Raw genomic sequence first — 15,126 nt, forward strand, 5'->3', positions numbered from 1 at the left:
TCACTACTATGAACGCTTATACTGCTATGTCCGTTAGAGTTTCCCCCCTCCTTCAAAGGACTCCTATGCGCGAAAAGTGGTGCCGAGCGCGTTTGTCATCACAACTAGGCTTGACAGATATCGACTACAAGTGTAATCTTTGAATGTAGACTACATACGTAATCCAAATAAGTATGCGCATACTTATTTGGATTATAAATCAAATCGAATAGGAGGGAATTCGATGCGGGTACCGCACATTTCTGACGCGGAATGGGACGTCATGAGGATCGTATGGTTACAATCACCGCTAACTTCAGCGGAAATAATCGAACAATTAAGTAGCGGTAAGACTTGGAACCCAAAGACGGTAAGAACACTTATTAGCCGTCTAGTACAAAAAAAGGCGCTGGGATGTAATAAAGACAGCAAGGAATATAAATATTTCCCCTTAGTTGAAGAGAGTGAATGTGTCAAAGCGGAAAGCCTATCTTTTCTTAACCGAATTTTCGGGGGTTCACTTAAACCGATGATGGCACATTTCATCGAGAATGGGAAGCTTACGCCTGAAGATATTCTAGATCTGAAAGCCATGATCAAGGAAAAGGAACAGAAGTAAATGGATACAATCATCCACCTGTTTAAGATTACGCTAATCAACTCGTTGGAAGCTGCTCTCATGGTCGTGCTTCTGTTGCTGCTTACGATGATGTTCAGGAGAAAACTGACGCCTGTGTGGCAGTATGCTCTCTGGATACTGCTTATCGTAAAGTTGTTGTTGCCTATGCTCCCAGGAAACATGGAGAACGAACTCCGTTGGAATCTCTTCTCTATAGGAGAAAGCGTGATATCGGTTGAGTATTCAAACGTTTCTAATCAGCCCAAAGTAAGTAATTTAATATCAGTGCTGGAAACGGATAAAGAGGACTTCTCTATTTTAACGAATGAAGAAGTTGGGACAGGCTCCGATTTACTAGCTATAAAGATCGCATCGCTTGTATGGCTTTTGGGTATTGCAGCAGTAGTGCTCTACATCATGATTGGTTATATCAAAATATCAGTCGCTATGTGGAAAGAAGATAGAACAGCGGTCCCCAGTCAACTACATGATCTATTCGCCAGCATCTGTAGAGACAGTGGAGTTAGAGCGAATGTCAGCCTGAGGTTAACCAGCTTAGTATCGTCACCGACATTATTCGGATTGTTCTCACCTATCGTATTGATTCCAAAACATTTAGTAGGACAGCTGAATGTATCGGAGTGGGAATGTATATTGCGCCACGAATTATCGCATTACAAACGTGGAGATATATGGATCAATATAACCTTTGCGATGTTGACCTCATTGCATTGGTTTAACCCGGCAATTTGGTATGCTATGCATCGTATGCGGATTGATCAAGAAATGGCATGTGATACCAAGGTTCTGGCTGTCTCAGGTTTAAAAGAAACCTACGCAACCTGCATTATAAAAATGTTGGAGATCGGCTCATCACAAAGAACAGCTGCGGGTAGTGTCAGATTTTCCGGATACAAAAATCAATTAGCGAGGAGAATTGTTATGATTCGCTCATTTGAGCCTACTAAAAAACGAGTTTCTTTCATTGGAATAAGTCTATTGATCGCCGTTGCGTTGTTCGCATTGCCCTCGGCTTTCGCTAAAGAAGAAGACAAGATTATCAATCAATCGTTAATCTCAGAGACAACAGACTTAATGTCCGTTCATCCAAACGATGAACAGAGAGACACTGAAGCTCTATCGCCACAGCTATCTGAAGATGTCATGTTTATATCGCCAACTTCTGGTATGGTTACATCCTCATTTGGTTACCAAACTCATCCGAAAAGCTTAGATAAAACTTTGCATGACGGAATTGATATCGCCAATGAAGAAGGAACCGACGTTTTTGCTGCGGCTTCCGGTAATGTTATCAAAGCAGAGTATGATGGTAAAAATGGCTTCACCGTCGTTATAGAGCACAATGATAGCTGGCAAAGCGAATATCGACATTTAGCCGAATTTTCAATAAAAGAAGGAGAAAACGTGCAATCCGGTGAACGGATTGGGCTTATGGGCAGCACCGGTCAATCAACAGGTTCTCATCTTCATTTTTCAATTCTAAAGGACGGAGAGTATGTAGATCCAACATCTTTGATCGAATAAGCTTATTTTAGTAATACCGCTGCCATTATTACCGGCAAATACATACATGATCGGTGTTCTTTCATGCATGAGAGACATCCGTATCCAACGGATGCTCTCTTTTAGATTCGGATTTACATAGGATCACTGAATGAAGCCCCGATTCGAACGTTTTTGTTCGGCATGACAAACGTCGTCGTCGCGGATGTTCTATTTGCGAAAGACACGTCATACGACGTCCAATAGGCGAACTGCTTGCCTGCCGGCGGCGCATTGGCGGTTATCGTAACAATGTCCCCGGGCGCCGCCGAATAAGCGCTCGGTTTTCCAAACGTTACGTTTATTTTGTAGTTGCCTGCAGGCATATTGGTAAAGTTTGCGGTGATAACGACATCATGATCCGGCATTGTGAAGGTCGTGTCTGATTGTGACGCATCGGCAAACACGACGCTGTCATCATCTGCAGTCCACTTGACGAATTGTTTTCCCGAGACCGAGTCCGCTGAAATGCTGACTTGATCGCCGGCTTTCGCACTCACCTTGTCAGATATACCATTAAAAATGCTGATATTATGGCCGGAAAGATCGAAGTTACCGCTGATCGCTGTTCCTGCGCCCCAGCCGGCCCGATTATCGGTCACGATACAGCGGTACTGATAATCGATATCCTGACTTGTCAGCGAATCGAAAATATATGTGACTTTGCTGGCGCCTGCGATATTCGTCCAATTGATTCCATCCGAGGACTTCTGCCAACTGTAAGCTAATATACCGTTATTGCGGGATACGGCTTTCATATTGATCGCCACTCTCGTGCCGATAAGATCATAGATCGGCGGTTTGGGAGCTGCGCCGCCCGATACGGGAACACTGTAATCAATCTCGCTGTCCGTAAGCAGTTTCGGCTGCTGGTATATATTAGGCGACGGCATCGTTTCCGTAACCGTTCCTTCGCCGTCGAGGAACACGCCCGACAAATATACCGGTCCTGCCTGAGACAGATTTTCCCCGTAAATGCGGGTCATTCTGAACTGCATATGTCCCGTTACATTGAAACTCACATATACGCCATTTTCATAATTGCTAACATATTTTGCAGCCAGAACATTGCTCGTATTGGGGTCAATGGCTTCCACAAGTGTCTGGGACACAGCGTTATTCCAGTCAAGGAAATACAGACTGATTTTTTGTGTCGCACTTCCAGTGTTCACATCTACAATCTGATGCAGCTCCGAGGTTTGCGCCGAAGCGACTCTCGAAGCTTGACTCTCATCAGCAAAAAGCGCTCTCTTGCTCGTAGTGGAAGACGCAAATTGTTGACTCGTTGAGCCAATAAAACGAATTGTTTCTTGTGCAGTCGAACTGCCGCCGTCGACATAATATCCTTCTGTGCCGTACTTGCCAACCCAGTTGCCCTTTGTTACCGTATCAGTACCGATATTTGACCGTTGGCAGCTTTCTCAAGTGATATCGTCCCTCTCTCACAATCGGCAGCATGTTCATTTGATTTATATCATTTTCCATTTATGCGCTTCTACGTGTTCCTGCAAAATCCTGTTCCCACGAAAAACGAAAGAGCACCCTTGCGGTGCTCTCTCCCTGCTCGGCCGCCTTAATGCGCCCGTTATTATTCGGTTCCCATCTGCCGCGGCACACTAAAGACTTGATTTATAAGGATTTTCTCAAAAGTCAGCGTAAATCGAACAACATCCTCGCCCTTCTCCAACAAGTCAGATGCAGTTACCTCTTGACATCCTCTTTATCAGACTGATCTCTCGTTCCCGTTGGCGCAGGTTCGGGTTTGGATTTAGATTTAGATTTGGATTTGGATTTTGGATTTGGATCTGGGTCTGGATTCGGTTTGCTTGCTGCACGCAGATGATACACCTCCAACGGTACCGGGTCCGGCAGCGGAGGATTGCGCGGTTGATCCCTATTCTGCGACAGGCTCTCCCTCCGCAGAATGTACCGTTCCTGCTCATTGCCGGACGACCCAAGATCAGCACTCACGTAAACCCCCATCTCAGGGAAATCTGAACGGACACTAGTTAACTCGCTCGGCAGTTGCGGTGTGTTGATCTCGGCGATCGGCCTCAAACTGTCCGGGTGCAGGACCCAGGTACGCGTCAGACCGTGAACACTGAAATCCAAGCGGAGGTTATCGTCCGGGAGTACGGAGACACGACCTACCGTCACCTCGGTGATCAGGCTTCCACCTCCCCAGATCATCCATCGGCCTTCCCAGTTGCTGATTTGATTAATCGTCCAGCCCTCATTCGTAAGCCGCGCAATATAGATTTGTGTGTTCCCAAGGGGGTCGAACTTGTGATAACTGACCATCACTCTCCCCTGCGCATCAAACCCGATCTTCGTGTTGCCATTTAGGATCCCGCCGTTCATCGGAACCTTGTCGATAACCTCGCTGCTCGAATAAGTGATCGGCAACGTGAGCGGAGTTCCATCGCTCTTTTCCCAGTGCACAAGGTCCAGGCTTCTCGCGTAAGACAGGTGTTGGTTGGTCGCCGCATTAGGACTGTCCCTCCAAACCCATACCATATGATAATAACCGTCCGGGCCGAGCATTGGACCATCGACATAGGCACTGCGCAGGCCTTCTCCGTCGTGCAGCGGCTGCTCTAGGAGCCTTTGCCACTGCTGTGTCTCCTCGTTGTAAATATTGTAAAGGTCAACACCGTTGCCACTTGAGCCATTTCGATGCCGGAAAATTAGACCGCCATCGGAGGTGCGTAAAAAGAAAGGGTACGTTACTTTCGTTTCGGACGCTGGGTCAACCATGTTCGGGATCCGGGTAAGCGTGGTCACGTCTCCGGCGGTCGTCGTACGGAAATAAACGAGCGGAACGTCGTGCATGTTACCGGACACATGTAGCTGACCCGCGCGGTCAACCGCCATGGTAACATAGTTATGACTATCCCATTGGACAAACGTATCCAGCGGTTGAAGTACCCATGTATCGTCCCCAAGCTTTCGGTGGGCGACTACCATCTGGCGGTTGGCATTATAATAAGCGACATACTGATCATCGCTGTTGGTGAGCAGTGCTTGCCCTACGTAATGTCCGGCCCATGTAGTATCAATTACGCTTTTTTCGATAATTACCTCGTTATTATCCAAATTCTCGTATGCATCTGCCGCTCCCTCAGCAGGGGTCCATACCAGATTGCCCGATACTGGCGCTACGGGAGGCATGACCGATCTAGTGATACGGACCTTGCTGACCTGCAAACTTCCTTGATACGAGTAGAAACCCGCGTACCCGCCCAAGAGAAGCTTATCAAGGGGAATGACTTCGGAACGGTCAAGCAATTTGTCAGCGCCTTCAGAAATTGAAAAGTCCACTACTCCATAGGAAGACGATGAAACCCGGATCGTGTAATCCTTGTTCACTTCGAGTGGGACGGTTCCGCCAACAATCAGACTTTCGCTCTTAATAGTGGAACCCGTCACCTGCAGCAACTGCCAGGCCGCCGGACGCTGATCGGGGTACGTCACCATCCGCAGGGTGTAGTAGTCATGGGTACCGTCGCCGTTATCGGTAATGTTGAACGCTACACCGTTCCAGCGCCCATAATCCGTATTGCGTAAAGTGGCCTCCACTACGAACGTCTTCCCCAGTTCGAAACCGGTCTGAGCGATTACCCGATCCGCCGGTCCGCCATTCGTTCGAAGGGCCTTTCCCCCGATTGACCAGTCACCTCGCAAAGGGGCCCAACCATTACCCACATCATTGCTGTCCGGCCGGTTAAAATTATCGGTCCAGCTCAACTCGTCCGGGTTCGGGTTGCCGGGCTCATTCGTATCGTTTGATATCGTGATACGGACATTGCTAACCTGCAACTTTCCTCCCAACGAGTAGATACCCGCATAACCGCCCGCAAGAAGCTTGCCAAGGGGCAAGACCACGGAACGATCAAGCAGTGGGTTCACATCTTCAAAAATCGCAACGTTCAACTCTCCATCGGAGGACGATGAGACTCGAACAGTGTAGTCCTTGCCCACCTCCACGGGGACGGCCCCGCTAGCAATCAGGCCCGCACCGGTAATCACGGAGCTAGTCACCTGCAGCAACTGCCAGGTCGCCGGACGCTGATCGGGGTACGTCACCATCCGCAGGGTGTAGTAGTCCTGGGTACCGTCGCCGTTGTCGGTAATGTTGAACGCTACACCGTTCCAGCGCCCATAATCCGTGTTACGTAAAGTGGCTTCCACTGCGAACGTCTTCCCCAGCTCGAAACCGGTCTGAGCGATTACCCGCTCCGCTGGTCCGCCATTTGTTTGCAAGGTGTTCCCCCCAATCGACCAGTCCCCCCGCAACGGGGCCCAGCCATTACCCACATCATTGCTGTCCGGCCGGTTAAAATCATCGGTCCAGCTCAACTCATCCTTCGGAGCTGCAGCGGCGGTTTGTACCATTCCTGTCGGGATAACGGAGACCATAAAGAGCGCAATGATGAGCAAAAAGTGCAGATGCTTTAATTTAGAAATTTTTATTTGGGATTTGACCATTTCCTTCTCCCTTTCATAATATGATCTTCATTCCGCCATCCGCCAGCGCAATCATTTCAGCTGCTGCCAGCAATACAACGCCTGTGCCGTGATCATCATTCATGTACGTGGGGATATCGAAATAATAGGAAGCTTCCTTCGCAAAACCCGAACCGAGACAGACTCCGTATACATTTCCTTCTGCATCTACACAATAGCGCAGCAGCGCCAGCCAACCTCTGGTGACCACCTCCAAAAACTCGTCCCCCAGCCATCCCATACGAATGCCTCTGGCCAGAGACAGCACAAACATGGCCGTACACGAGGTTTCCTCATAGGAAACGCTTTCGTCAAGCACTTGATGCCACATTCCCGATTCGTTCTGATAAGAGGCGACACCGGCTGCAAACTCTTTGAACGAGCGCAGCAGCATATCGCGTCCCGGATAATCATCGGGGAGATGAAGCAGAATTTCAGTCAAGGCGAACAAAACCCATCCGTTCCCTCTGCCCCATGGCACACCGCTGTTCACCCCTTCCGCCGGATAATAAATATGGGCGTATAAGCGCTTGTCCGCGAGCCATAGGCGGCTATGAAAACCATTTGCCTGACGGATGACCTCCTCAAAATAACGGGTATCTCCCGTTAATTGACCCATACGCACTAGAAACGGGCAGCTCATAAAAAAATCGTCAGCCCACATCGTCTCGATCCGATAAAACGTCCCGTCATCCATCCTCGGCACCGCGTTCATGACAGCTTCGCTTATCCGCTCTATGACCGGCAGCATGAAGCTGCAGCCCGTACGCTTGTAGACTTCAATCATCATTACACCGATCGTGCCGCATGGATCAAGTTCTTCCAGGTGCTGAGCCCGTGGAATTAAGGAGGGGACTCCGTAGCGCTCGGCATCCCAAAGCGCATATTCATGATACCGGGCCATCACTGCCATGCTATCGGTCGCGTAACGAATTACCTCCGTTAACCCTAACGTTTTAGCTGCTTCCAACAGCCCGTACAGTCCGACCTGAATGGCATAAAACCACTGGCCAAAAAAGAAACCTTCCATATAAGGTCTGACATAAGTATTCGGAGAAGAAAGCCGCCAATACGTTTTAGCCTCGCCTTCACCTGTGGCATACAGGTGTTCAAAGCCGTCAGCCGCCGATTCTACGGCAAAGCTGCAATCCAGCAGCGCTTCCGGCTCCACCCCGGGACTGGAAAATGGCCCTGTATACAGCCATCGCGAGCTATCTCCACGACTCGATTCGAGATCGGGTATGCCGTCCGCGCGCTGCCCGTTTGCCATATCGGTTATGTCCGCCTTAAATCCCCATCTGCCGGCCTCCTTGCGGCGAACGCATTTAATGAGCACCTGTCCGCTTGAATTCGACGATTGAACCGCTATTTGAGTACGACCGGCAGAAGCCGACCGATACACCTCCTTGCCGTCCATCCATACTTTAATCAAGCCTTCATGTTCGACTTGCAGCATGAGCGTGGCGCTGTCCGGCTTTGTGTAGAAGGTCATCCCGTAAGCGCACACGGCGTCCGGGCCGTACATCGCTGCAAAGTCCGCGAACTGCGGCTCCGGCTCTGCTGCCGCATCCGGCTGCCATGAAACGAACTGGCCCGACAGCGCTTCCGCTTCCAGCGATGCACAGCGATTCTGCCCCCCGATCCCCGGAGCGATAGGACCAATGTACGCAAAGCCTTCCTCCCCCCGGAGAGCCTGCTGCGGGTACGTTGGACGTGTGGAAAATAAATAGTCTTTGGCCCACATGTTCGGATACCTCGGAAATCCAATAAGCAGGTCAAAGCCCCAACGATGGCTGTCCCTGACACACTGCAGCAGCAGATCATTCCACCCCTGCTTCATCTTGACGGGTATCGTCTCTGTGCCGGCGTACATCTCCCCGTTAAACCACAATTTCGCGCAGCCTCGTACGGTCATGATGACGTCTTGATCCCGGCCGGCATGAAACCGTGCCGCAGCATAAGCGACAGAGCCTTCCTCGGCTTCAGGCCAACAAGCGGCAAAATCAACTTGATATGGGCCGAATGGCGTATGCTGCTTGATCGGCTGCTCCATATAAGGCCGTAAACGGATTTCTTCTCTTGGACGGGTCTCAAGTAAACGCTCTGTTACGCGAGCAATCACCTCGGCGGGGTCTGCAACCCCCTCTTTGAAGATCGACTTCCCCTGCTCCATTTTTTCATTCATAGCCTTGTCTCCTCCTGCCGGCAGCCTTATCCCTTCAAAGCGCCGATCATCATGCCTTTCACGAAATACTTTTGCAAAAACGGATAGAGCGCCAAAATGGGAACCGTTGCGATGATGATTACCGCATATTTGAGCGTCTCCGCAACTAAACCTTTGTCGAACGAATCGGATCCGATCAGCATGGCATCGGTATTGTTCTGCACGAGAATTTCCCGCAGGACAAGCTGCAGGGGATACAAATCCCGGTCATGGATGAAGAGCATCGCGTTAAACCAGGCATTCCAATGGCCAACTCCATAATAAAGCACCATAACAGCAACAACAGGCAGGGACAGCGGCAGCACAATTTTGAATAGGACTGTCAAATGTGATGCCCCATCCATAGTAGCCGATTCTATTACCTCCTCCGGAATGTTCATGAAGGACGTGCGCATCAAAATCAGATTAAACGTACTGACCGCAGTCGGAACAATGAGCGCCCACAACGTGTTGTCCAGATGAAGACCCTTAACCGTCAAATAATAAGGAATGAGACCGCCGCCAAAAAACATGGTAAACACAATGATCATCATGATGGCATTGCGCCACAGCACCTCTCTGCGCGACAAAAAATAGGCGCCGAGCGAGGTCATAAGCAAATTAAGCGTAACCCCGGCGACAACAATGATGATCGTATTCAAATACCCGCCTGTAATCATCCGATTTTCCAGCACCAAGCCGTAGGCATCCAAAGAGAAGCCGGCTGGCATCAGCAGCAGCCCCTCATGCGCCATAAGATCGGCCGGATTGCTTAACGATGCGAACAATACATACAGGATCGGATAGGCGGTCACTAATGAAAGCAACGAGAGCACCACGATGTTCGCGCCCGCAAAACCTTTTCTGCCAATGCTTGTTTTCACCTTGCCCGCCTCCTACCACAAACCCGATTGATTGATTTTTTTACTGAGCCGGTTCGCTCCGATTAACAGCAGGAAATTGATCGTCGAATTAAACAAACCTACGGCGGAACTAAAACTCCAGCCAAATTCCTGCAAGCCTTTTCGGAAAACAAAGGTTGAGATCACGTCCGCAGACTCATAGATAGCCGGATTGTAAAGCAGGATAATTTTCTCGTAGCCTACGCTTAAAATGCCGCCTATTTTTAAAATGAGCAGAATCATAATGGTCGAAGCAACACCGGGCAATGTAACATGGAGCGTCTGCTTCCATCGTCCTGCGCCATCAATTGTCGCCGCCTCATACTGCTGCGGATCGATGGACCCCATCGCCGCCAAATAAATAATCGATCCCCAGCCTATTTCCTGCCAAATCTCTGACGATACATAAATGGGGACGAAGTAACCCGGCTTATTCAGCATCGTTTCTGTATCAACGCCGAACAGACCGATAATCGTATTTATAAGTCCCGTATCGCGAGTAAAATCAATGATCAGGCCGCATACCACAACCAGCGAAATAAAATGCGGCATATAAGTAACGGTCTGGACAAAACGGGAGAAGAAGCGGCTCTTCACTTCATTAATCAGCAGAGCCAACAGGATCGGGGCCGGAAACCCGAAAATCAGGGAAGTCAGGCTAATGACCAGCGTATTTTTAAGAATGCGCCAAAAATAGTAGCTGTCAAAAAAGTCCTGAAAGTGTTTAAACCCAACCCATGGACTGCCCCATATGCCCTTCGTCGGCACATAATCTTTGAAAGCAATAATGGCGCCATAGATCGGCACATAATGAAAAATAATATAGTAGAGCAGTACTGGCGAGACAATGAGATACAACGAATAATTTTTCAGCCAGTCCTTGCGGATTTTACTACGCAGCGTCTCGCGGACCTGCACTCTCATGCGTTCACCTGCTTTCTAATCATAAGCCAGGCAGGATAACGGAAGTTCCATCCTCCCCGGCCTCCAGCTTACTTGATTTTATAGAATTTACAAAAGTTTCATCTCGATAAATTCTATAAAATTTCAGGGGAAGAAACTTGCCTCGCGCCAAGGACGGCGTGAGCCGTTTCTTCTCACTATCTCTTGTTGTAGCGTTCCAGCGCGGCTTGCTGCATGCTGATCGCTTTTTCGATCCCCAACTTTTTCATTTGCTCCACATACTTGTCAAAATTTTCGATCGGTTCCGAGCCCATGATGAATTTAAGCAGCATTTCATCCCCATAGGTTGTGATTTCATTCATGATTTTGGCCATCTCGTCCCCCTCCTCGGCGGTAACAAAGATCGGGGGCAAGAAGTGCTGGGCCGCATTCGTGCTGGCCCATGTCTTGACCGCCTCTGCCTGTACCGGAATCATCGTCTGCATAACATCCGGATTTTGGACAAACGGTCCCATATCATGCGACAGCGTGTATCGGGCCATGGCCTGGCTAATGGGCAGTTTATCCGGATTGTTCAGAATCAGATCGGTGAACACAGGTTTTCCGTTAACCATCGTGTAGCTAGTGTCTTCGATACCGAAGTTGGCGAGCCGCAGGCCTTCTTCACTGTACAAAAAGTTCAAAAATTGGGCGGCAGCTTCTTTATGCTTGCTGCTGGCCGATATGGCAGCCCCGTAGCCGACATAAGGCAAGGTATAGTGCCCAAACTGCGGCTGATCGCCTTTGTTCAATACCGGATATGGCGCGCCGATCAATTGGAATTTCGCATCCTTTTCCTTCATCGCCGTCGTCCACCTCGCCACACCGCTTCCTGCGCTGGCCACAGTTGCGCCCGATTTGCCGTTCATGACGTTAGCATCCACCATTTTTGCATCCAGCGTGGCGAAGTTATTGTCCAGCAGTTTTTCGGTGAACCACTGATTCATGGTTGTCAGAAACTCTTTGTAGGCCGGTTCAATCGGGCCGTATTTAATTTGTCCGCCATCCAAATAGAAGCCTTTGGCTATACCATAAGCGCCGATAAATGTTCCCCACGCCAGAGTGGACTGGAAATTATAATATGGACTAAGCGGAGCGACTGACCCTTTCTTGTCTTTGAATGCCGTAAGCACCGTATGCCATTCGTCTATCGTCGTCGGCACTTGAAGTCCCAGTTCATCGAGCCAGTCTTTGCGTAAAATCGGCCCTGCGGAGACAAGCAAGCTTTGATCGCCGCGAATAAACGGGAACGAATAGTAGCTGCCTTCGTCTGTCTTGACCATTTTGTCGATGTCGGGATGGTCCTGCAGATACTTGGTCAAGTTCGGCGCATTTTTTTGTTGCAAATCATTTAACTTGGTGATTATGCCGTCGGAGATCGCTTTTTCCGGTCCTCCTGGATACTGGGTCCAACTATATTGAATGATGTCCGGCAAGTCGCCGGATGCAATCATCAGATTGAACTGTTCTGCTTCTTCGCCGGCCGCAGGATGAATGAATTCCACTTCCACGCCCGTACGTTTTTTTAGTTCCTGAGCGAATTCCGTTTCCGCAATATTTTTGACAGTCGCCGAAGTATTGGGAGGCAGATGGAGCCAATATTTCAGTTTGACCCCGCCGCTGATCGGATAAGTTACTTCCCCATCCTGAGCGGCAGCTTGAGGAGTTGGCGCCCCGGCTTCATTACCGGTTTCTTTTTTTTCATCCATTTGATTCTCTTTCGTGCACCCTGCAATAGTTCCGACTAGCAGGGCCGCGGCAGCGGTTAGCATGATCCTTTTTGAACTTGTTCTCATGGTAAGCCTCCTGTGTCATTTGGCTGTAGTTTTTTGAAGTCGACGTCGACAGTTCTAAGTTTAGTTTCGATTGGCCTGGGACGGTAGAGACGAAAACCTGAAACCGGAGGACAATAAGTCAGTTTTGGCGGAAAAAATGGGGCTTGCACCAGGGGACAATAACTAAAATCAAGGGACTTTACTGCAAAAAGGCCAACCGGAAGTTGCTCCCGGCCGACCTCTGGTAGTTCCTCCTTACTCAATCAACTCTGAATATTTTCCCGGAGTCACTCCTTCATATTTGGCAAAAACCCGGCGAAACGTACGAACGTTGGCATACCCGACCATCAGAGCGACGGCCTCCATGTTCATTTTCTGATCCTTCATAATTTGTTTCGCCTGCTCGATGCGGTATTTTCCGATATCGTCCAGCAGTGACGCTCCCGTGCCGTCTTTGTATAACTTCGATACATAGGCCGGATGCAGACCGACTTGCTCGGCAATGGATGCAATACTCAAATTTAAGTCATTGTACTGGGCCTCCACGATCTCTTTTATCGTTTGCAGCAGGTCATTCGCCCGTTTCCCCACCAGCTTTTGTTCTACAGAATCGCAGATGCTGCGCAAGATGCTTTTCAATTGATCCTTCATCTCGCTAACCGTCTGGCAGCCCAGCAGCCGGTCAATCGGATTAAGCTCCTCCAGGTATGTGTTATCGTACATGCCGCTTATTCCATTTATCGTTTTGATCATGGTGCCAACTAGATCAACGAACAGGCACTTGGCCAGTTTGAGCGGAAGTTTGCGCTGCTCCAGATTGTCCTTGAATACTTCGTCGATAATCGCTTCGGCAGAGTCATAATCGCCTGCCTTGATGCAGTTCATCAACGCCTGCTCTTTCTCCAAAGGATAATAATACTCGCCCTTCGTACGGGGCATCTCCATATCACTAAATTCCATGACGCCACTCACGCCGTAAATGCTCTGGTACTCCATGACCTCAAGCGCTTCGTAATACGCCTTCGAGATTTCCGCTGCCGATGGATGCCGGCGGCTTATCGCAACCGTTACCGTGACCCGGTAATTACTCTCCATAAATTGCAACACGTTGTCCGCCACTTCAGACAGTTCCCGTCTCCACTCAAGCTCTGTCTCCTGTCGAAAATTGACCAAACAAACGATAAAATCATCCATCTCCAGCACATAACCTTGATGAACCCGTCTGGCCATCTCTTCAGTCACATTCATGACCGCAAAGCGCACTAACGATGGGGAGATGTCATTATAATCCTCGACGTTAATAATTAGCACCGCAAACTGATCGGAAATGAAGGCGGTTTCATGCAGATCCATCAGTTGTTGCAGCGGGATCGCGCTTTCCCGGCCCTTCAGCAGCTTTTCAAGAAAGTGATCGCGCATCACACTTTTCTGCCGCCACAGCTTGCTTCCCATTTCTTTATTTTCCAACAAGGTGGAATGAATCGCCCGTTGCATCAAATCATATTCATTAAATTTCTTGCTTCCGGCCCGATCACCCGATTTCTTTTCCTTGAACATATCGAGTATTCCGCGTACGGGGGAATAATTGCGGCGTACAAAAGTATAAGTAAGAATGCCGCCCACGAGCAGGCAAATGATCAAACTCAAAATTGTTGCTTTTTTCACACCCTCCAGCTTATCCCAAAAGATGTGACTAGGCATCATAATGACATACTTCCAGTCCGTTGCACCCAAGCTGATATAAGAAACGACCATTTCCTGACCGCTGTCCTGCAATTTGACTACGCCGCTGCTGGCCAGATCCTCATATGATACTGGCAGCGGGCCGTCCATGGACCGGCTCGAGGCAAGCACTTGATTATTGCTGTCGATAACAGCGGCCGCACCGTTGTACAAATACTCTTCGGCATTGTCCACCCAGAACTTCGCCCGATCCAGAAAAATGACGATATTTCCTTGACTCGCCCCGTTTTTCCCAATTGGAATCGAGCGAATAAAGGCCAGATTGTTGCCAAGCCTCACGTAATCGCCTTTATAACTGCCCCCCAAATACTCAATCCAAGCCTCATAGCCGACGCCGCTCGCCCCATAAAGACTATGAAAGACAGAATCGCTCGTATTGCTTAAATTGGGTGTAATAATTGTATCGATAGCTTTAATATAGACAAAGTAATCATTCCATCTGTTGGATGTATTGAATACCTTCAGACTTTCAAATGCTTTGTAGACTGTAAAGTATTGTTCCGGCTTCAGCGGCTCCCGGATGGCCAGCAGCTCTTGCACTCGCGGGTTAATAGCAATTTCTACGCTTAGACGATTCGCGTCCTCCAGCAGCGTACTCATATCCTTCTGCACCTTGGATAGAATCAAATTATTCGAGCGGTTAATTTCCTCCACGATCGTTTGATTCGTCCGCGAATAAATAAAAACGCCTGTTAATACAGGGACGAGCAAAATGACCATATAAGAGACTAACCATGAGAATATGACGCTGTTTCGTTTAAAAATCATTCCACGACCCCCTGTTTCTCTGCTGTATACTGCTACAAAGCTATTATAGGACCCTTCATCGTTCAGTACAATGCGGGCGCAAAAAAAAGTCTGCCAACAAATTCCCCAAACGAATTGTGATATAAT

9 protein-coding genes are annotated in these 15,126 nt (G+C 49.0%); 2 read left to right on the top strand and 7 right to left on the bottom strand.

The window, feature by feature from the left end:
• Positions 1 to 223 precede the first annotated feature (223 nt).
• Positions 224 to 598 (top strand): BlaI/MecI/CopY family transcriptional regulator, encoded by a 375-nt coding sequence (locus ACFQ0N_RS07910; RefSeq protein ID WP_379324613.1) that lies wholly within the window; start codon positions 224 to 226, stop codon positions 596 to 598.
• A complete protein-coding gene (locus ACFQ0N_RS07915; protein ID WP_379324615.1) occupies positions 599 to 2,143 on the top strand; it encodes a M56 family metallopeptidase in 1,545 nt (514 codons plus the stop codon).
• Between the two features lie 113 nt (positions 2,144 to 2,256).
• Here ACFQ0N_RS07915 and ACFQ0N_RS07920 read toward each other — a convergent pair whose 3' ends face one another.
• The 7 genes from ACFQ0N_RS07920 to ACFQ0N_RS07950 form a co-directional block, all read right to left on the bottom strand.
• On the bottom strand, positions 2,257 to 3,273 hold the full coding sequence (locus tag ACFQ0N_RS07920; RefSeq protein ID WP_379324617.1) for an InlB B-repeat-containing protein: 1,017 nt from the start codon (positions 3,271 to 3,273) through the stop codon (positions 2,257 to 2,259).
• A gap of 589 nt (positions 3,274 to 3,862) precedes the next feature.
• Entirely contained in the window at positions 3,863 to 6,649 is a 2,787-nt protein-coding gene (locus ACFQ0N_RS07925; protein ID WP_379324619.1) for a BNR repeat-containing protein, read from the bottom strand.
• Between the two features lie 13 nt (positions 6,650 to 6,662).
• Positions 6,663 to 8,852 carry a glycoside hydrolase family 88/105 protein gene (locus ACFQ0N_RS07930; protein WP_379324621.1) on the bottom strand — a complete coding sequence of 730 codons (2,190 nt, stop codon included), beginning with the start codon at positions 8,850 to 8,852 and terminating at the stop codon, positions 6,663 to 6,665.
• 26 nt (positions 8,853 to 8,878) lie between these two features.
• Positions 8,879 to 9,754 carry a carbohydrate ABC transporter permease gene (locus tag ACFQ0N_RS07935; protein ID WP_379324623.1) on the bottom strand — a complete coding sequence of 292 codons (876 nt, stop codon included), beginning with the start codon at positions 9,752 to 9,754 and terminating at the stop codon, positions 8,879 to 8,881.
• A gap of 12 nt (positions 9,755 to 9,766) precedes the next feature.
• A complete protein-coding gene (locus ACFQ0N_RS07940) occupies positions 9,767 to 10,696 on the bottom strand; it encodes an ABC transporter permease (protein ID WP_379324625.1) in 930 nt (309 codons plus the stop codon).
• A gap of 176 nt (positions 10,697 to 10,872) precedes the next feature.
• Positions 10,873 to 12,510, bottom strand: a complete 1,638-nt coding sequence (locus ACFQ0N_RS07945; protein WP_379324627.1) for an extracellular solute-binding protein — start codon at positions 12,508 to 12,510, stop codon at positions 10,873 to 10,875.
• Positions 12,511 to 12,744: 234 nt separating this feature from the next.
• Positions 12,745 to 15,000 (bottom strand): helix-turn-helix domain-containing protein, encoded by a 2,256-nt coding sequence (locus tag ACFQ0N_RS07950; protein ID WP_379324629.1) that lies wholly within the window; start codon positions 14,998 to 15,000, stop codon positions 12,745 to 12,747.
• Positions 15,001 to 15,126 lie beyond the last annotated feature (126 nt).

This window comes from Paenibacillus sp. GCM10027626, from assembly GCF_042676285.1.
In the GTDB taxonomy this organism is placed as follows: Bacteria; Bacillota; Bacilli; order Paenibacillales; family Paenibacillaceae; genus Paenibacillus_Z.